This is a genomic window from Salinicola sp. CPA57 (assembly GCF_003206035.1).
Taxonomy (GTDB): domain Bacteria; phylum Pseudomonadota; class Gammaproteobacteria; order Pseudomonadales; family Halomonadaceae; genus Salinicola; species Salinicola socius.
On the sequence record NZ_PZJR01000003.1, the window covers coordinates 657816 to 675477 of the forward strand.

Consider the following 17662-nt stretch of genomic DNA (forward strand, 5'->3'; position numbering starts at 1 on the left):
GACCGAACACGGCGCACCGAAGAACGAGAAATCGCGGAGCGATAAATCCTGGCGCAAAGGCGCCCATGTTACCCAAGCCAACGCCACGGCGCGACCTGTGGCAATGCCTGCGATGTCGTGACGCCCGGGGCCCTAAAGGTTCTTTCAGCCGCGATTGGCCAGCACGCGCTCCACGGTCTCGACGATGGCCTGAGTCTGTGGATCGATCTCGATGTTGACCCTATCCCCCGGCACCCGTTCACCGATCGTCGTTCTGGCCAGTGTTTCGGGGATCAGGTTGACGCAGAAGCGCCCGGCCTCGACGCCTCCCACGGTCAGGCTGATTCCGTCGATGCCGATGTAGCCCTTGTCGAACACGAACCGGGCCAGTTCCACCGGCAGCTCGAACCACAGCCGGCGATTGTTGGGCGCCTCGTCGATCTCGACGAGCTTGGCCATACCCATGATATGCCCGGACATCGAATGTCCGCCGATTTCATCGCCGAAACGCGCCGCCCGCTCCAGGTTGACTCTGCCGCCGGCGGCGAGATCGCCGAGATTGGTCAGGCGAAGTGTTTCACGCATCAGATCGAAGCTAACGTTTTCTCCCTCGATGGCCGTCACCGACAGACAGCAACCGTTGTGGGAGACCGAGGCGCCCAACGCGAGACCCTCGCGCATTGCCGGCGACATCGATACCACGTGGGTGTGCAACTGCTCACGTTCCTCGATCGCTATCACGGTTCCCACATCCTGCACGATCCCCGTAAACATCAACCGCTCTCCTGGCCTGGACGAATGGCTATCCACCGATGACAGACACGCTCGGCGGGCAACAAGAACGAGAATTCTAGCACGCCGCTGGCGTTTGCCATGACATTGACGCCCTCTTCGGCCGACCCTGGCTGGCCGCCATTCAATGCACCGATGGGTTCCCGAAAACCGGTGCGCCGGTCTCCCGAGGCAGTCTGGCTAAAAGGGGGTGTTCAACGTTGATGGTCACCCGAGTGGGTGGTCTTTCTGCCTTTCAAGCCGCCGCCGCCAATCGGTCTGCGTATTCACCCCACCGAAGCGGAATCCGCGGTGTGGATGTCGCAGGGCGCATCACGCGAAAGATCCAGCGTCTTGCCGGCGATGTAGTAGATCACCGCGCCCAACAGCGAGCCGGTAAACCAGCCGTAGTCGTAGAACCACTGCCACAGCCCCGTGATCAACGATATCAGTGTCAGCACCACCGGTACGCCGAAGGCGATGAAGCCGGCCACGTTGATCGTCGGATAGCGACCGTCATCGCGGTAGAGCGCGACCACGTCCAGACGCTGACGCTTGATCAGGAAGTAATCCACCGCCATGATCCCGGCGATCGGCCCCAGCAGGCTCGAATACCCCAGCAGCCAATTGGAATAGAGACTTTCCAGCGTCACGTCGGAGACGATGACCCCTGCCTTGTGCAGCAGGTCATAACCCATCAGCAAGGTACCGACCAATCCGGTCAGCAGCACGCCACCCGTGCGGTTGATCAACTTGGGGGCGATGTTCTGGAAGTCATTCGTCGGCGAGACGATATTACCCGCCGTGTTGGTCGAGATCGTGGCGATCACGATCAACACCATGGCGATCGATACCCAGACGGGGCTATCGATATGACCGATCAGCGTGACCGGATCGGAGACGGTCTCCCCGACCAGCGACGCCGACGCCGCCGTCATCACCACCCCCAGCGCGGCGAAGAAGAACATGGTCAACGGAAGCCCGATGATCTGGCCGACAATCTGATCCTTCTGGCTCTTGGCGAAACGGCTGAAGTCCGGAATGTTCAGCGATAGCGTCGCCCAGAAACCGACCATCGCCGTGAGTCCCGACAGAAAGTAGGTCGTCACCGATGCGCCTGCCGGTCGCGACGGTGGCTGCGCCATCAACTCGCTCAGCGAAACGTGCGGCAGCGCCCATACCATCAATCCGATGGCGACGAGCAACAGCAACGGCGCCGACAGTGTCTCGAGCCACTTGATCGACTCCGCACCGCGAATCACCACCCAGAGATTCATCGCCGCGAAGATGAAGAAACCGAGAACCTGCCCCCAGCCGCCCAGCGATTGCCACGGCGGCACGATCGCGGATAGCAGCAGATGAATCGCCAGGCCGCCGAACATCGTCTGGATGCCGAACCAACCACAACCGACCAGCGCGCGGATCAGGCAAGGAACATTCGAGCCGCGAATGCCGAACGACGAACGCAGCACTACCGGGAACGGAATGCCGTAGCGGGTTCCGGGAAAGGCGTTCAACGTCAGCGGAATCAACAGAATCACGTTGGCCAGCAGAATTGCGACCAAGGCTTCGAGCACACTCAGCCCGAAATAGGCGGTGAGTACGCCACCCAGGGTATAGGTCGGTACGCAGATCGAGAGCCCCACCCAGAGCGCGGCGATATTCCATTTCGACCAGGTACGTTCGCTGGCCGTCGTCGGCGCGATATCGTGATTGAAACAGGCACTATCGCGGACGTCATCGCCGAGGCTGAGCTCGATCCTGCCGTCACGTTCGACCATGCGAGAAGCGGATATTGTCATTGTGTGTCTCCGATCCCGTGGCGCCCCCTGGGGGTCAGGAAGTTCCAAGTGGTTCATTAAGTTCCAAGTGGTTCATTAAGTTCCAAATGGGTCATGAGATTCCAAGTCGGTTATGACGCGCCCGATAACTCATGACGGTCTCGATAGATCATGACGATACGGTTGCCGCTCAGCCGCCGGGGGCCAGCCGCGGCAACTGGTGATACTGGCGCTCGAAATAGAGCAGGCATTGGCTCTCGTCGCAGGTCGACATCGCCACGATCTCGCAGAACAACACGTCGTGGGTGCCAACCGCCACGCGCTGGCCGATCCGGCATTCGAAATGTGCCAGCGCATTCGCCAGTACCGGAGCCCCTGTCTCGCGTGTCGTCCAGTCCGCCTGCGCGAAGCGTTCCGCCATGGGCGTCTTGCCACCAAAGGTATTGGAAACCTGTTGATGGTCGGCACTCAGCACGTTGACACAAAGCGCCGGATTGTCAGCAAAAGAGGGATAGGCCGAAGCGCGCCGGTTGATGCAGACCAGCAGCGTCGGCGGTTCGTCGGTCACGCTGCATACGGCCGACGCCGTGAAACCGGCGCGCCCGGCCGGGCCATCGGTGGTCACCACGTTGACCGCGGCCGCCAATCGCGACATCGCTTCACGAAATGCCGATGGCGAAACGGCACTCAGCGCTTCCACGTCGTATTCAGGTTTCTGTAACGAGGTCATCATCAAATCTCTCCTCTCCCTCACCGCTGCCGCTCAAGCCATCAAAGCGGTGATCAGGTTGCCAGGAATCGCGCTACCGAGGCGTTGAACGAGTCAGGCACGGTCACCGTCAGCCCGTGTCCGCCGTAGTCGAATACCGCCAGCCGCGCGTCGGACAGCCCCTCGGCGAGCCGCTCCGAGCGCGGGTACGGCACCAGCAGATCGTCCCGGGAGGCGATCACCAGCGTGGGCGTGGCGATCTCCCCCAGCCTCGCGTCGATGTCGAAGGCCGACAGCGCTCCGATGCGTGCCAGCACGTTATGCGCGCCCGGAAAATGCGCGAGCGCGTGAGCCTCTTCGGCCAGCAGCCGCTCGTGGTTGGCGGACAGCCAGTCGGCGGGATAGAGAAACAGTGGCTGCGCGTGCAGATACGCTTCGGCCCCGCTGTCCTGGAGCAGCGCCAGGCGTACCCGAAAACAGCGCTCACTCTGGACATCGACACGACTCCAGGCATTGATCACGATTAGCCGACCCAGCCGGGCCGGCGCCAGCAGCGCCATCTGCAGCCCGACCAGACCACCCAGGGCATGGCCCATGAAATCGACGCGCTCGATGTTCAACCGGTCGAGCAAGGCCAGCGCTTCCTGTGCCATATCATCGATCGCGTAGCCGCTCGGCAGCTCGGCAGGGCTCTTGCCCGTACCGAGGTGGTCATAGATCACCACCCGGTGTGTCGTCTCCAGTGCAGCCAGTTGCGGCTCCCAGAAGCGACCGGCGCCACCCAAGCCCGCGGAGAGCAGAATCGTCGGGGCATCGGGCTCCGTGCATCCCAGTATTTCGTAGTGCATTGACGAGTTCCTTCCGGCAAGGCGTCAGCCAACGAGTCAGTGAGGCAAATGCGCGATCGAGGCGATCTCGATCAGCGCATCCGGCTTCACCAGCCCGCACTGGATGCAGTAACGCGCCGGCTTCTCGCCGGGAAAGAATTCTGCGTAGACCGCGTTGATCGCCGCATAGTCTTCCCAGTTGCGCAGAAAGATCGAGTTGAAGGTGACGTCATTCATGCTGCCACCGGCGGTCTCGATCACGCTCTGAATGAGTTCCAGCACGTGACGGGTCTGGGCCGCAGCGTCACCGACGTGAACCACGTTATTGTCCTTGTCGAACGGCAGAGTGCCGGAAACGTAAAGGATGTTATCGGCCTGGCTACCCGGGACGAACGGGGCCAGAGGGGCACCGGAACCGGCGGGAATGACACTCGTCTTGGGCATGATCACTCTCCTGCTGCTGAAGTCATGGGTGAAGCGTGTGGCTGCCGGGCGTCGGTTAGCGCCGCGCAGGCGTCCTCGAAGGCATCGACGCTCGATACCCAGCCGAAAAAGGTTTCGATATTGAAGATGGCGCTGCTCTGTGCCGAAGGCGGGCCGGCTTGATAGGTCGCGTCCTCCAGCACGGTGCCGAAATACTCCAGGAAGAAGCCATCACGTAGCGTCGACTCGACGCACACGTTGGTGGCGATACCGGTGAACAGCAGGTGGTGAATACCCCGCGAACGCAGGATGCTGTCCAGCGCGGTGTTGAAGAACCCGCTATAGCGCGGCTTCGGCAGCACGATGTCTCCAGACTGAGGCTTCAGTGCGTCGACCAGCGCGTAATCCCAGGTACCCTTGGCCAGCAGCTGTCCCTTCAACTCGGGTTGCTGACGCATGGTCTTCAGTGCATTGGACTTGTGCCAGTTGGGAGACCCCGGGCCGCCGGCCTCGACGTACTCGGCATCCCAGCCATTCTGGAAGAAGATCACCTGGATGCCCGCCGCGCGCGCCAGCTTGATCGCCTTGGCAATTCGCTCGATGACCGGCCCGGTGGTGGTGACATCGAAACCGGCCAGATCGAGGTAGCCACCCCGAGTGGCATAGGCGTTCTGCATGTCGACGACGATCAATGCCGTCTCGGAGCACGGCATCGCGATCGCTTCCGGCCGACCGGCCAGCACGATCTCGTCATTGACGCCGTCACCGCCACGACGCACCACCGGCGTCTGCTTGAGTCCGCTCATTTCGCCACCTCGGCCGTTTCGCCCGGCGCGTTGAGGACATCCATTCGAGTCTTCATCAACGGCTGCACGCGCCTGCCGAAGATATCCAGACCTGCCAGAAAGTCATCGAACGTCAGCATCACGCCGCCGACGCCCTCGACGGTGTCGATCTCGTCGAGCATCCGCGCGACATTGGCGTAGGAGCCGACCAGGGTGCCCATGTTGAAGTTGACCGCCGATGTCGGATCGGTCATCTGGCGCACGTTGGTATCCTTGCCCGAACTCTTGTCCTGACTGCCCTGGTCGGCCATCCAGTCGAGCGCCTCCTGATCGGCACCCGCCTTGTAATGCTCCCAGCGTGCCATGGCCGCTTCGTCGGTCTCGTCGGCGATCACCATGAACAGCACGTAGCAAGCGATATCGCGCCCGGATTCCCTGCCCGCCGCGTTGAGGCGCGCGGCGGTATCGGCGAACGCCGCCGGCGTATTCAGTCCCTTGCCGAAGCAGAAGCTGTAGTCGGCGTGCTTGGCGGTGAAGGCCATGCCGGCACTCGACTGGCCGGCGCAGACGATCTTGACGCCCTGCTCCGGACGCGGACTCAGGCGACAGTCATCCATCTGGAAAAAGTCGCCCTTCAGATCGCTGTGACCCGTTTCCAGCAGATCCCGCAGCACCGTGGTGTACTCGTCGAGATAGGCGTAGCGCCTGGCGAAGTACTCGTCCCCCGGCCACATTCCCATCTGGCTATATTCCGGTTTCTGCCAGCCGGTCACCAGATTGATGCCGAAACGTCCCGGGGCGATCGAATCGATGGTCGCCGCCATACGCGCGGTAATCGCCGGCGGCATCACCAATGTCGCCGCGGTAGCGTAGAGATTGATCTTCGAGGTCACGGCCGCCAGCCCCGCCATCAGGGTGAATGACTCCAACGCGTGCTCCCAGAACTCGGTCTTGCCGCCGAACCCGCGCAGCTTGATCATCGACAGCACGAACTCGAAGCCGTAGCTCTCGGCCTTCTGGGTCACCGCCTTGTTGAGTTCGAAGCTCGGCATGTACTGCGGCGCATTCTCGGAAATCAGCCAGCCGTTGTTACCGATAGGAATAAAGAGGCCCAGTTGCATGAGTCATTCCCCGTCGTCATGGATATCGTTGTCGGTCTGTCGCTCACCGGGAGGATGCTGACCAGCGGCGGCCCAACGCCTGATATCCCTTTAACAACTGTCGTGCCAACGCAACGTTCCTGATCCGCTTTCAACGACTTGGGACAAGACGATGAGACAGCGGCAGACCAAATGGTCCACGTCATAAGAACAAGGTGCGCGAAAATGACGCAGGGAATGGCAGATTCGCGCAGATTCGGTGCGCCTTGCCAGGCACTCATCGCTGGCCGAAGCAGTGCTTTCAGGTCAATGACGTCAGCCTCGAACCGGCGTGGTAAAGTGCCGAACGATTGTTCCCCCCTGCAATGGCCGTGATCCAACGCCCTTGCAAGGCGGGTCGGCACGCCATTCAGGGATTCGTTTGTCAGGACGACCATGATGCCAATCACGCCCGCGGCTCCCACCGCCGTCTCCAACCCGGGCCGCGCCGCTGCCAGCGAAGCCCGCAAGCAACGCATTCGCGATGCGGCGCTGACGCTGTTTTCCCAGTTCGGCCTGCGCGGCGCCAGCCTGGACGCCATCGCCGACCAGGCGGGCGTCTCCAAGACCAATCTGCTCTATTACTTCCCGTCCAAGGAAAAGCTCTACGTCTCGGTCCTGCAACAGATTCTGAATACCTGGCTGGAACCGATACGCGCCATTGACGCCGACCAGACCCCGGAGGCGGCGATCGGTCACTACATTCGGATCAAGGTCGAGCTGTCGAGGGATCACGTGCAGGAGTCGCGCCTGTTCTGCCTTGAGATGATTCAGGGCGCGCCACTGCTGAAGGAAGAGCTGCAGCAAGACTTGCGCGCGCTGGTCGAGGAAAAATCGAAGGTCATCGAGCACTGGATCGCTGGCGGCAAGCTGCTGCCGGTCGACCCGCATCATCTGATCTATCTGCTGTGGGGTACCACGCAGCATTACGCCGATTTCGCCGTACAGATCGAGGCAATTTCCGGCAAGACGCTGGCCGACCCCGATTTCTTCGAAGCCACGGTCGACAATATTCAGCGCATCGTGCTGGGCGGTTTGCTGCCGCGACAGGCGGCAATCTGAAATGGCGTTGGACGGCACTTTGGGGGTTGCGATGGAACCCGCCCGAGGCCACCGGTCGAGCGGGTTCCATACGGCAGAGTCGATGCTCTGGTCCGCCGGTCAAGCCAGTTGGCAAGCGTCTTCGAACGCCAGACGCGGCAGGCGCGGCTTGACGCCGGACTCGTCACCGTAACCCAGGTTGATCAGCAAGTTGGCCGTCCAATCGGTACCGGCGAAAAAGGCATCATCCAGTGCCTCGGGGTCGAATCCGGACATGGGCCCGGTATCCAGTCCCATGGCGCGCGCCGCCAGGATCAGATAGCCAGCCTGCATCGAACTGTTGCGTAGCGCTGTCTGTTCGGCGAAGGCTTCGCTCCCGGTGAACCAGCTTTTGGCGTCGGCAACCGGGAACAGCATCGGCAACTGATCGTAGAAGCGCTTGTCGTAGGCCACGATCACCGTACATGGCGCCGTCGCCGTCTTGTCGGCATTTCCGGAAGAGACGCAGGGTAACAACTTGTCCTTGCCCGCGGTCGAGCGGACGAAGACAAAGCGTGCCGGACAGCAATTGGCCGAGGTCGGCCCCATCTTGACCAGCGCGTAGAGCTGGCGCAGGGTCTCCTCGGTGATTTCCCGAGGTTGCCAGGCATTATGGGTATGCGCTTCCAGAAAAAGCTGGTTCAGCGCCTGGTCATCCAGTGATGGCAGCATCGCGTTTCTCCTTGTTGTCTAAAAAGTGTCGTTGAAACACAGTCTCGAGCCTTTGAAACAGCGTCTCGAGCCTTTGAAACAGCGTCCCGAGTCTTTGAGGCAGAGAGCTGTCACCGGGGAGAAACCGTGTGGCGGCAAGCTGCCATCGTCGCCTACGGTATCTCGCGACACGGCCCGGCGCCAGCGGTCGCTCTGACCCGACGAGATCCGTATACTAGCGCGCTCATCGACGCGGGGCCGTCGCCGATGACGCCCAGACGGCGCGCCGAACTGCCCCGCCGCCTCCCGAACCCAGACAGACGCTTCCGATACGCCCAATGATCTCACTGGACAACGTTTCCAAAACCTACGGCAGCGGGCCCGGTGCCGTGCAGGCGCTGAAAGATATCGACCTGCAGGTACCCAAGGGCACGATTCACGGCGTCATTGGCCTCTCCGGCGCCGGCAAATCGACCCTGATCCGCTGCGTCAATCTCCTCGAGCGCCCCTCAGCCGGCCGCGTCGTCATCGACGGACAGGAACTGACTGCCATGGACGCCGCCGCCCTACGCCAGGCACGACATCAGTGCGGCATGATCTTTCAGCACTTCAACCTGCTGACCAATCGTACCGTCTACGACAACGTCGCTTTGCCGCTGGAGCTGATGGGGCAATCCCGTCAGACCATTCGCGAACGCGTGTTGCCGCTACTGGAGATGACGGGGTTGGCGGACAAGACGGCGCAGTATCCGGCCCAGTTGTCTGGCGGTCAGAAGCAGCGCGTGGCGATTGCCCGCGCCCTGGCCAGCCAACCCAAGGTGCTGCTGTGTGACGAGGCAACCTCGGCGCTCGACCCGCAGACGACGGCATCGATCCTGACGCTGCTGCAGGAGATCAATCAACGCCTGGGACTCACCATTCTGCTGATCACTCACGAGATGGAAGTGGTGAAGACGATCTGCCATCGCGTCGGTCTGATATCCGACGGACGCCTGGTGGAAGATGCCGACGTCGGCGACTTCTTCACGGCCCCCGGCACCCAGTTGGGGCGGGATTTCCTGAACGACTTCCTCAAGCTGGAAGCGCCGCAGGCCCTGATCGAACGCCTCGAACCGGAATCCGGCGAGAGCACGCATCCCGTGGTGCGGCTGACGTTCTCCGGCGATAGCGTGGCAACCCCACTGATTTCGCGGCTGGCCCGTGAACATGGCATCGATGTCAGTATTCTGCAGGCCAAGGTCGAGTCCATACAGGGCCGTACGCTGGGACTGATGATCGCCGAATTGATGGGCAGCGCCTCGCAGACCCGGCAGGCCCTGGCAACGCTCGAATCCTTTGACCTGCATGTGGAGGTACTGGGCCATGTCCAGCGCACTGATTGATCTCGTCTGGCAGTCCACGCTGGAGACACTTTACATGGTTGCCGTCGCCGGCATTCTGTCGGCGCTGGCCGGCGTCCCGCTCGGGGTGCTGCTCTACGTGACGCGGCCGCGCCAGATCCTGGCGCAGCCGGTGGTCAACACGGTGCTCGGGATCGTCACCAACGTCGGCCGCTCGGTACCGTTCATCATCCTGCTGGTGGCGATCATTCCCTTCACCCGCATGATCGTCGGCAGCTCCATCGGCACCAATGCCGCCGCCGTGCCGCTGACCATCGCCGCCATTCCGTTCGTCGCGCGACTGGTCGAGGGCGCGCTGAACGAGGTCTCGCCCGGCCTGGTCGAGGCTGCGCAGTCGATGGGAGCAACGCCGATGCAGATCATCATGAAGGTGCTGCTGCCGGAGGCCCGTGGCGGCATCATCAACGGCCTGACGATCACCCTTGTGGCGTTGGTCAGCTACTCCGCCATGGCCGGTGCCGTGGGGGGCGGTGGCCTTGGTGATCTGGGCATTCGCTATGGCTACAACCGCTTCAACCCCACCGTCATGCTGATCACCGTGGTCGTGCTCGTGGTCATGGTGCAACTGTTTCAGAGCCTAGGGGACTATCTGGTTCGCAAAAGCGATCACAAGTGAGCACGGTTCCCCTCCACGGATTAGACTAATAACCAGAATGAATTACCGTGATCGTCGTTATTCCGTTATATTTCGGCGATCATCGAGTGCGCCACGCGCGTCCTACCATCACTTCATCAGGGAGAAACTCGCCAAATGTCGATTTCATTGACCCGCACGCTGAGCGCCGCTGCACTAAGTCTCGGCCTGGTTTCCGGTTCTGCGCATGCCGCCGACGATACCATCAAGGTCGGTACCATGGCCGGCCCCGAGACCGATGTCATGCAAGTGGCAAAGCAGGTCGCGAAGGACAAGTACGGCCTCGATGTCGAGATCATCGAGTTCACCGACTACGTCACGCCGAACGCCGCACTTGCCGACGGCAGCCTGGATGCCAACGCCTACCAGCACGAGCCGTACATGCGCTCGATGGTCAACGATCGCGGCTATGACTTCGCCGTGGCCGGCAAGACGTTCGTCTATCCGATCGGCGCCTATTCCGCCAGGTACGACAGCATCGACGCGTTGCCTGACGGCGCGACGATCGCGGTGCCCAACGATCCGACCAACGAAGGCCGTTCGCTGATTCTGCTGGACAAGCAGGGTCTGATCACGCTCGACGATGACGGTAATCTGGAAGCGACGCCGATCGACATCACCGAGAACCCGCATGACTATTCGTTCAAGGAGATCGAGGCCGCCCAGATGCCGCGCATTCTGCAGGACGTCGACATGGCCTTCATCAACAGCACCTTCACGCAGCCCGCGGGCCTGACACTGGATGATGCACTGATCAAGGAAGGACCGGACTCGCCCTATGTGAATCTGATCGTCGTGCGTGGCGGCGACCAGGATCGCAAGGAGATTCAGGAGCTGGTCAAGGCGTACCAGTCAGACGCGGTTGCCGACAAGGCCCAGGAGCTGTTCAAGGGTGGTGCCGTTCCCGGCTGGAAGTGATCGCGGCGGCGTCACCGACGTGACAAGCCAGACATCATGATCATCACGAAACCAGCGCCCAGGGCGCTGGTTTTCGTTTTGCAGTTGATCTTTTTCCGTTCATTTTTTCGAGGAGCCCACGATGACCGACTACGATTCCCTCGAGCGCCAGCTGACAGCGCTGCTGGATACGCGCGACTGGCTGACCAACGCCGCCCAGACCAGCGCCTTCCTGATGCAGACGCTCGAGAAGCTGAACTGGGTCGGGTTCTATCTCCAGCGCCAGCCCGAGACGCTCATCCTCGGCCCCTTCCAGGGGTTGCCGGCCTGCAATCCGATCCCGTTTTCCAAAGGGGTCTGCGGCGCCGCGGCCCGCTCGCGCCAGACGCAGCGGGTCGACGATGTCCACGCGGTGCCGGACCATATCGCCTGCGATGCCGCCTCGCGTTCCGAACTGGTGGTGCCGATCGTCGTCGCCGACGACCTGTGGGGTGTGCTGGATATCGACAGCCCCGTACCGGCACGCTTCAGTCGCGAAGATCAGGCCGGTATCGAGCGCCTGTGTCGGGTGTTCATTGATGCCAGCGACCTGACTGCGAGCGCTCCGCGCCGCTGAATACGACGAGGCCGTATCGGGGTGGCCGAGTGCAGAAGGTCAGGCTCAATCGAGGAACACGCCCAGCTCATCATCGGTGCGCATGATCTGCAGGATATCCTCGTAGAGCGAAAGCAGATCCAACGCCAGCGGACGACGGATCTCCCGCGGCATCTCCCCCAGGGCGTGCTCTTCCCGACGTCCGCTGGCGATATTGTGATAGAGACCGATCGCCAGATGGACGGCGGCAGCGTAGGGCGAAAAAGGCACCGACGCCAACGGCTTGCCCTGATACGTCAAGGCATGGCAGATGGTCTCGGGGAAACGCCAGCGACGTCCCAGCTCGGCGCCCACCTCACTGAAGGTATAACCGAACTGATTGGCTTCCAGCTCCGCTCTCGGTGCGCCCTGAGCGACCAGCACATCGATCCGCTGCATCGTGTCGGGATGACCGATATGCATCAACGCCGAACCCACGTGATGAAGAATGCCACAGGTAAAGGCAGTCTCCGGGGCCAGATCCGCCAACTGACTGTGCCGGACGATCGTGCGACTGAGGTTGGCTACCATGAACGACTCGCGCCAGAACGCCTGGCGGTCGAGACCCGGCACTTCCTTGAGCATGCCGACCATGCCCGAAGCGATGACCAGGGTGCGCACGCGATCGAAGCCCAGCAGCAGCAAGGCGTCGTCGATCGTCGCCACGTTTCGACCCACGCCGTATCGCACGGAATTGGCCGAGCGCAGCAGTTTCAGGCTCAGGCTGGGATCCTTGCGAATGGTGGTCGACACCCGGTGAACACTGATCCTGTCATTGTCCAGACTGGCGATCAGCTCGGTGACCACGGCAGGTACGCTAGGTAACTGATGAATGTGTTCGAAAAGCGAGTTCAGTGACATGTTTCACTCCAGCTATACGCCAATGTTATCTGTCGCTCCACGAAAAGTCCTGAGGCCGGCCCAAGTTAACCGAATAGCCGGAATGACACACAAAAAAAACCGCCGGAAAGCCGGCGGTGAAGTCGCCGCCCTGGCGACGCGAAACGTTGGTGTTACAGGTCAAAACCGAGGCGTCGTTCAGCTCTTCTGCCAGGATTTTACCATCTCGTCGTAAGGAACGGTCTTGCCCTGCGGTTTCTCGTTGTCGAGTTTGGGTTTGGGCGCACCGGGTTGATCGAGCCAGTATTGTGCATCGCGGGGTTCGTTCAGCTTCGGGCCGCATTGAGGCTGGACATTGGCCCGTTCCAGACGCTCCATCATGCGATCCTGGGCATCGGCCAGCCCATCCAATGCCTGCTGGGCGCTGGTTTCACCGCTGACCGCCTGGGAAATATACTGCCACCACAGCTGCGCCAGCTTGGGATAGTCCGGCACGTTGGTACCGGTCGGTGACCACTGCAGTCGCGCCGGGCTGCGGTAGAACTCGACCAGGCCGCCCAGTTTCGGGGCGGCTTCGGTCATCGCCTGGGACTGGATATCGGACTCCCGGATCGGCGTCAGCCCCACCAGCGTCTTCTGCAGCGAGACCGTTTTCGAGGTCACGAACTGCGCGTAGAGCCATGCAGCGAGACGGTTCTTCTCGGGCGTCGACTTCATGAAGGTCCAGGCCCCCACGTCCTGATAGCCCTTCTTCATGCCATCTTCCCAATACGGCCCCACCGGTGACGGCGCCATCCGCCACTTGGGCGTGCCATCCTCGTTGACCACCGGCAGACCCGGCTGGGTCATGTCGGCGGTAAAGGCGGTGTACCAGAAGATCTGCTGGGCGACATTGCCCTGCGCCGGCACCGGCCCCGCTTCCGAGAACGTCATGCCCTGGGCTTCCGGAGGCGCATAGGCATGCAGCCAGTCGATGTATTTCTGAGTCGCGAATACCGCGGCCGGGCCGTTGGTGGCGCCACCTCGGGTAACGTTCGAGCCCACCGGCCGACAATCCTCCACCCGAATCCCCCACTCGTCCACTGGCAGACCATTGGGGATGCCCTTGTCGCCGGCCCCGGCCATCGAGAACCAGGCATCGGTAAAGCGCCAGCCCAGCGAGGGATCCTTCTTGCCATAATCCATGTGGCCGTAGACACGTTGGCCGTCGATGTCGTGAACGTCATTGGTGAAGAAGTCGGCGATATCTTCGTAGGCCGACCAGTTCACCGGCACGCCCAGTTCGTAGCCGTACTTCTCCTTGAAACGCGCCTTGAGGTCGGGATCGTCGAACCAGTCGGCGCGGAACCAGTAGAGGTTGGCAAACTGCTGATCCGGCAGCTGGTAGACCTTGTCATCCGGTCCGGTGGTGAACGAGAGCCCGATGAAGTCATCGAGATCCAGTGTCGGCGAGGTCACATCGGCAGCATCGCCTTCGATCATGTCGGAAATCGGCACCACCTTGCCGTAGCGAAAATGCGTGCCGATCAGATCGGAGTCGTTGACGTAGGCGTCGTAGATGTTGCGACCGGACTGCATCTGCGTCTGCAGCTTCTCGATCACGTCCCCTTCCTGGATCAGATCGTGCTTCAGCTGAATGCCGGTGATCTCGCTGAACGCGCGGGCCAGCACCTCGGATTCGTATTTGTGGGTGGTGAGCGTCTCCGAAACGACGTTGATCTGCATGCCACGGAACGGCTTGGCGGCATCGATGTACCACTGCATCTCGGCCATCTGCTGTTCTGGCGTGAGTGTCGAGGTCGTGAACTCGTCGCCCAGCCAGCGTTTGGCAGCATCCTGATACTGATCGGCGATCGCGGTCCCCGATACGGCCATCAAACCGGCAAGGCTGACGCCGATGCTCAGTGGCATTCGGCGTCGCGAGCTGGCGTGCTTGATATCGAACATGGCGTTAACCCTCTTTGTTATCCTTCGTCCGTTTGCTGTCGTGGCGCTATCCGATGAAGAACGATGATCCCTGGTCGATGCGTTACCCCCATTTCATGATGATTGCCATGCCTGTCGCGCAGATCGCGGTCGCGACCCAGAGCGGCCAGTCGGTGAGTGCCAGAACCAGCAAATGGCCGTAGGCCGATGCGAGCAGGCCGATGAACAGCCGATCGCCGCGCGATGTCGTCAGCGGCAGGAAGCCCTTGCGTTCTCGCCCGGGGGATACGGTCTGCCACACCGTCATCGCCACCAGCAGCAACGCGATTCCCGCAAAGAACAATGCCGTCGGTAGTGTCCAGGCCATCCAGCCCATACGATTCCCCTCTCTCTGGCCAGGCGGATCAGACGCGACCCAGGGCGAAGCCCTTGGCCACGTGGTTGCGCACGAAATAGATCACGGCGATGCCGGGTAACAGCGCGACGACGCCCGCGGCCGCCAGCACGCCCCAGTCGATGCCTGACGCCGAAACCGTACGGGTCATCTGCGCCACGATCGGCTTGGCATCGACCGACGTCAGCGTTCGCGCCAGCAGCAGTTCGACCCAGGAGAACATGAAGCAGAAAAACGCCGTGACCCCGATGCCGGGCCGAATCATCGGCAGGAAGATCCGGATGAAGAACTTGGGGAAGGTATAGCCATCGATATACGCGGTTTCGTCGATCTCCTTGGGCACCGATGACATGAAACCCTCGAGAATCCACACCGCTAGCGGCACGTTGAAAAGGCAGTGCGCCAGTGCCACCGCGATCGGCGTATCGAACAGCCCTACCGCCGAGTAAAGCTGGAAAAATGGCAGCAGAAACACGGCTGGCGGCGCCATCCGGTTGGTCAGCAGCCAGAAGAACATGTGCTTGTCGCCCAGGAAGCGATAGCGCGAGAACGCATAGGCGGCCGGCAACGCGACCAGCAACGAAATCAGCATGTTCATCGAGACATAGCTGAGAGAGTTGAGATAACTCGTGTACCAGGTCGGCTCGGTGAAAACGACACGATAGTTGTCCAGTGTCGGGGCGGTGGGCCAGAGCGTCAGACCACCGAGAATTTCCCGATTCGACTTGAACGACATGTTGACGAGCCAGTAGATCGGCACCAGCACGAACAGCAGATAGACCAGCATCACCAGGCTCTTGCGCAGTCTCATGGCGGCGTCATTCCTTGTTGTCGTTATGCGTCATGGCGGTATAGAACACCCAGGTCACCAGCAGAATGATCAGGAAGTAGATCAGCGAGAACGCCGCGGCACGGCCCAGATCGAACTGGCCAAGCGCCATCTGGGTCAACGTCTGGCTGAGGAAGGTCGTGGCCGTGCCCGGCCCGCCACCGGTGAGCACGAACGGCTCGGTATAGATCATGAAGCTGTCCATGAAGCGCAACATGACCGCGATCAGCAGCACGTTCTTGAGCTTCGGCAACTGGATGAAGCGGAACACCGCCCAGTGGGAGGCGCGATCGATCCTCGCCGCCTGGTAGTAGACGTCCGGAATCGAGCGCAGCCCGGAATAGCACAGCAGCGCTACCAGCGAGGTCCAGTGCCAGACGTCCATCACCAGCACGGTGATCCAGGCGTCCCGCGGATTGGAGGCGTAGTTGTAGTCGAGCCCCAGGCTGTTGAGAATCCAGCCGTACAGACCGATATCCTCCCGTCCGATGATTTGCCAGATCGTTCCCACCACGTTCCACGGCACCAGCAGCGGCAGTGACAGTAGAATCAGACTGAACGGCACGCCCAACCCGCGGCGTGGCATCGACAGCGCGACGACGATGCCGAGCGGCACCTCGATGGCCAGTACGCAGAACGAGTAGATGAACTGGCGCAGCAATGAATCGTGCAGCCTCGGATCCGCCAGAATCTCCCGATACCATTCGGTACCCACGAAGTAGCGCGTGCTCGGATCGAAGATGTCCTGGACGGAGTAGTTGACCACCGTCATCATCGGAATGATGGCGCTGAAGGCGACCAGCACGAATACCGGCAGTACCAGCCACCAGGCCTTGTTGTTATAGGGTTTCATGCGTGATCTCCACCAGCCGGTCGTCGACGTAGAAGCGCTGCCAGGTTTCGGGGAAGTGCACGCCGGTGCGCCCCTCCGGAACGATCACTTCCTCCCCTAACCTCGCCTTGACCACCGGTGCCGAAGGCGTGTCCAGGCGCACGTCGACGATCTTGAAGGTGCCCTGGTCCTGAACCAGATCGACATATCCCTGCAGGACCGCACTCTCCGGCGCCACCAGCTGCACGAACTCCGGCCGGATGCCGAGCTGCAGGCGCCCGCCTTCGCGATCCCGAAGTCGAGCGACGATCGAATCGGCCACCGCAAGCGTTCGCCCGTCGAACTCGAGCCCCGTCTCGCCCAACGCGATGTCGAGCAGATTCATGCCGGGACTGCCGATGAAGTAGCCGACGAAGGTATGCTGCGGGTTCTCGAACAGCTCTCGCGGCGTGCCGAACTGCACGATCTGCCCCTCGTACATCACCGCGATCTTGTCGGCGAAGGTGGACGCCTCCAACTGGTCATGGGTGACGTAGACCATCGTCACGTTGAAGCGCTGATGGATCTCCTTGAGCTTGCGCCGCAGCCGCCACTTGAGCTGCGGATCGATCACCGTCAGCGGCTCGTCGAACAGGATTGCCGCCACGTCGTCACGTACCAGCCCACGTCCCATCGATACCTTCTGCTTCTCGTCCGCCGTCAGGTTCCGCGCCTTTCGAGCCAGCAGCGACTCGATCTCCAGAGCCTCGGCCACCTCTCTCACTCGGTCATCGATGCGCTCGCGGGACTGTCCCTGGTTGCGCAGTGGAAACGCCAGGTTCTCGTGAACCGTCATGGTGTCGTAGACCACCGGGAACTGGAAAACCTGGGCGATATTGCGATCCTGCGGAGTGAGATCGTTGACCGACTTGCCGTCGTAAAGCACGCGGCCCTCCGAAGGCGCCAACAGCCCGGAGATGATGTTGAGCAGCGTGCTCTTGCCGCAGCCCGAGGGGCCCAGCAGCGCGTAGGCGCCACCCTGCTCCCAGACGTGATCCATTCGTCGAAGCGCGTAGTCACCGGGTTGCGAAGGGGCGCGATGGTAGCTGTGCGCCAACTGCTCGAGGCGAATTTCCGCCATATAGGATTCTC

19 protein-coding genes are annotated in these 17662 nt (G+C 61.5%); 5 read left to right on the forward strand and 14 right to left on the reverse strand.

Annotation, left to right across the window (positions count from 1 at the left end; translation table 11 throughout):
* Positions 1–144 precede the first annotated feature (144 nt).
* From DOM36_RS05280 to rutA, 7 genes are all read right to left on the reverse strand, one after another.
* The gene (locus tag DOM36_RS05280) at positions 145–753 is read right to left on the reverse strand and encodes a riboflavin synthase subunit alpha (protein ID WP_075570154.1); all 609 of its coding nucleotides are present in this window, start codon (positions 751–753) and stop codon (positions 145–147) included.
* A gap of 284 nt (positions 754–1037) precedes the next feature.
* On the reverse strand, positions 1038–2552 hold the full coding sequence (locus tag DOM36_RS05285; protein ID WP_110641693.1) for an NCS1 family nucleobase:cation symporter-1: 1515 nt from the start codon (positions 2550–2552) through the stop codon (positions 1038–1040).
* Between the two features lie 169 nt (positions 2553–2721).
* Positions 2722–3264 (reverse strand): flavin reductase, encoded by a 543-nt coding sequence (locus DOM36_RS05290; protein WP_232823733.1) that lies wholly within the window; start codon positions 3262–3264, stop codon positions 2722–2724.
* A 50-nt stretch (positions 3265–3314) separates the two neighbouring features.
* Complete coding sequence (gene rutD / locus DOM36_RS05295) at positions 3315–4088, reverse strand: pyrimidine utilization protein D (protein WP_110641695.1); 774 nt, start codon at positions 4086–4088, stop codon at positions 3315–3317.
* Positions 4089–4124: 36 nt separating this feature from the next.
* Complete coding sequence (rutC, locus tag DOM36_RS05300; RefSeq protein ID WP_110641697.1) at positions 4125–4511, reverse strand: pyrimidine utilization protein C; 387 nt, start codon at positions 4509–4511, stop codon at positions 4125–4127.
* Between the two features lie 2 nt (positions 4512–4513).
* Complete coding sequence (rutB, locus tag DOM36_RS05305) at positions 4514–5296, reverse strand: pyrimidine utilization protein B (protein ID WP_110641699.1); 783 nt, start codon at positions 5294–5296, stop codon at positions 4514–4516.
* Positions 5293–6396: a pyrimidine utilization protein A gene (rutA, locus tag DOM36_RS05310; protein WP_110641701.1), complete on the reverse strand. Its 1104-nt coding sequence runs from the start codon at positions 6394–6396 to the stop codon at positions 5293–5295. The genes rutB and rutA overlap by 4 nt, the downstream gene beginning before the upstream one ends.
* A gap of 417 nt (positions 6397–6813) precedes the next feature.
* On the opposite strand from rutA, the gene rutR reads away from it, so the two are divergent.
* Complete coding sequence (rutR, locus tag DOM36_RS05315) at positions 6814–7476, forward strand: HTH-type transcriptional regulator RutR (protein WP_075570148.1); 663 nt, start codon at positions 6814–6816, stop codon at positions 7474–7476.
* 99 nt (positions 7477–7575) lie between these two features.
* Here rutR and DOM36_RS05320 read toward each other — a convergent pair whose 3' ends face one another.
* Positions 7576–8166 carry a malonic semialdehyde reductase gene (locus DOM36_RS05320; protein ID WP_075570147.1) on the reverse strand — a complete coding sequence of 197 codons (591 nt, stop codon included), beginning with the start codon at positions 8164–8166 and terminating at the stop codon, positions 7576–7578.
* A 317-nt stretch (positions 8167–8483) separates the two neighbouring features.
* Between DOM36_RS05320 and DOM36_RS05325 the strand changes: the two genes are divergently transcribed.
* The 4 genes from DOM36_RS05325 to DOM36_RS05340 all read left to right on the forward strand — a co-directional run bounded on the left by DOM36_RS05325 (position 8484) and on the right by DOM36_RS05340 (position 11692).
* Positions 8484–9527 (forward strand): methionine ABC transporter ATP-binding protein, encoded by a 1044-nt coding sequence (locus DOM36_RS05325; RefSeq protein WP_075570146.1) that lies wholly within the window; start codon positions 8484–8486, stop codon positions 9525–9527.
* The gene (locus tag DOM36_RS05330; protein WP_075570145.1) at positions 9508–10161 is read left to right on the forward strand and encodes a methionine ABC transporter permease; all 654 of its coding nucleotides are present in this window, start codon (positions 9508–9510) and stop codon (positions 10159–10161) included. The genes DOM36_RS05325 and DOM36_RS05330 overlap by 20 nt, the downstream gene beginning before the upstream one ends.
* A 135-nt stretch (positions 10162–10296) precedes the next feature.
* The gene (locus DOM36_RS05335; protein WP_110641703.1) at positions 10297–11097 is read left to right on the forward strand and encodes a MetQ/NlpA family ABC transporter substrate-binding protein; all 801 of its coding nucleotides are present in this window, start codon (positions 10297–10299) and stop codon (positions 11095–11097) included.
* Between the two features lie 121 nt (positions 11098–11218).
* A complete protein-coding gene (locus tag DOM36_RS05340; RefSeq protein ID WP_075570143.1) occupies positions 11219–11692 on the forward strand; it encodes a GAF domain-containing protein in 474 nt (157 codons plus the stop codon).
* Between the two features lie 45 nt (positions 11693–11737).
* On the opposite strand, the gene DOM36_RS05345 is transcribed toward DOM36_RS05340, so the two are convergent.
* The 6 genes from DOM36_RS05345 to DOM36_RS05370 all read right to left on the reverse strand — a co-directional run bounded on the left by DOM36_RS05345 (position 11738) and on the right by DOM36_RS05370 (position 17651).
* Positions 11738–12571, reverse strand: a complete 834-nt coding sequence (locus tag DOM36_RS05345; RefSeq protein ID WP_075570142.1) for an HDOD domain-containing protein — start codon at positions 12569–12571, stop codon at positions 11738–11740.
* Positions 12572–12748: 177 nt separating this feature from the next.
* Entirely contained in the window at positions 12749–14425 is a 1677-nt protein-coding gene (locus DOM36_RS05350) for an ABC transporter substrate-binding protein (protein WP_232823743.1), read from the reverse strand.
* A 154-nt stretch (positions 14426–14579) separates the two neighbouring features.
* A complete protein-coding gene (locus DOM36_RS05355) occupies positions 14580–14852 on the reverse strand; it encodes a DUF2160 domain-containing protein (RefSeq protein ID WP_075570140.1) in 273 nt (90 codons plus the stop codon).
* Positions 14853–14880: 28 nt separating this feature from the next.
* Positions 14881–15681, reverse strand: coding sequence for a carbohydrate ABC transporter permease (locus tag DOM36_RS05360; protein ID WP_110641705.1), 801 nt, complete (start codon positions 15679–15681; stop codon positions 14881–14883).
* Positions 15682–15688: 7 nt separating this feature from the next.
* Complete coding sequence (locus DOM36_RS05365; protein WP_075570138.1) at positions 15689–16552, reverse strand: sugar ABC transporter permease; 864 nt, start codon at positions 16550–16552, stop codon at positions 15689–15691.
* Positions 16539–17651: an ABC transporter ATP-binding protein gene (locus tag DOM36_RS05370; protein ID WP_075570137.1), complete on the reverse strand. Its 1113-nt coding sequence runs from the start codon at positions 17649–17651 to the stop codon at positions 16539–16541. The genes DOM36_RS05365 and DOM36_RS05370 overlap by 14 nt, the downstream gene beginning before the upstream one ends.
* Positions 17652–17662: the final 11 nt, after the last annotated feature.

What these genes read in the sequence shown, in the direction of transcription:
- DOM36_RS05280 (WP_075570154.1), bottom strand. Translation starts at nt 753, where the DNA reads ATGTTTACGGGGATCGTGCAGGATGTGGGAACCGTGATAGCGATCGAG.
- DOM36_RS05285 (WP_110641693.1), bottom strand. Translation starts at nt 2,552, where the DNA reads ATGACAATATCCGCTTCTCGCATGGTCGAACGTGACGGCAGGATCGAG.
- DOM36_RS05290 (WP_232823733.1), bottom strand. Translation starts at nt 3,264, where the DNA reads ATGATGACCTCGTTACAGAAACCTGAATACGACGTGGAAGCGCTGAGT.
- rutD (WP_110641695.1), bottom strand. Translation starts at nt 4,088, where the DNA reads ATGCACTACGAAATACTGGGATGCACGGAGCCCGATGCCCCGACGATT.
- rutC (WP_110641697.1), bottom strand. Translation starts at nt 4,511, where the DNA reads ATGCCCAAGACGAGTGTCATTCCCGCCGGTTCCGGTGCCCCTCTGGCC.
- rutB (WP_110641699.1), bottom strand. Translation starts at nt 5,296, where the DNA reads ATGAGCGGACTCAAGCAGACGCCGGTGGTGCGTCGTGGCGGTGACGGC.
- rutA (WP_110641701.1), bottom strand. Translation starts at nt 6,396, where the DNA reads ATGCAACTGGGCCTCTTTATTCCTATCGGTAACAACGGCTGGCTGATT.
- rutR (WP_075570148.1), top strand. Translation starts at nt 6,814, where the DNA reads ATGCCAATCACGCCCGCGGCTCCCACCGCCGTCTCCAACCCGGGCCGC.
- DOM36_RS05320 (WP_075570147.1), bottom strand. Translation starts at nt 8,166, where the DNA reads ATGCTGCCATCACTGGATGACCAGGCGCTGAACCAGCTTTTTCTGGAA.
- DOM36_RS05325 (WP_075570146.1), top strand. Translation starts at nt 8,484, where the DNA reads ATGATCTCACTGGACAACGTTTCCAAAACCTACGGCAGCGGGCCCGGT.
- DOM36_RS05330 (WP_075570145.1), top strand. Translation starts at nt 9,508, where the DNA reads ATGTCCAGCGCACTGATTGATCTCGTCTGGCAGTCCACGCTGGAGACA.
- DOM36_RS05335 (WP_110641703.1), top strand. Translation starts at nt 10,297, where the DNA reads ATGTCGATTTCATTGACCCGCACGCTGAGCGCCGCTGCACTAAGTCTC.
- DOM36_RS05340 (WP_075570143.1), top strand. Translation starts at nt 11,219, where the DNA reads ATGACCGACTACGATTCCCTCGAGCGCCAGCTGACAGCGCTGCTGGAT.
- DOM36_RS05345 (WP_075570142.1), bottom strand. Translation starts at nt 12,571, where the DNA reads ATGTCACTGAACTCGCTTTTCGAACACATTCATCAGTTACCTAGCGTA.
- DOM36_RS05350 (WP_232823743.1), bottom strand. Translation starts at nt 14,425, where the DNA reads ATGGCCGTATCGGGGACCGCGATCGCCGATCAGTATCAGGATGCTGCC.
- DOM36_RS05355 (WP_075570140.1), bottom strand. Translation starts at nt 14,852, where the DNA reads ATGGGCTGGATGGCCTGGACACTACCGACGGCATTGTTCTTTGCGGGA.
- DOM36_RS05360 (WP_110641705.1), bottom strand. Translation starts at nt 15,681, where the DNA reads ATGAGACTGCGCAAGAGCCTGGTGATGCTGGTCTATCTGCTGTTCGTG.
- DOM36_RS05365 (WP_075570138.1), bottom strand. Translation starts at nt 16,552, where the DNA reads ATGAAACCCTATAACAACAAGGCCTGGTGGCTGGTACTGCCGGTATTC.
- DOM36_RS05370 (WP_075570137.1), bottom strand. Translation starts at nt 17,651, where the DNA reads ATGGCGGAAATTCGCCTCGAGCAGTTGGCGCACAGCTACCATCGCGCC.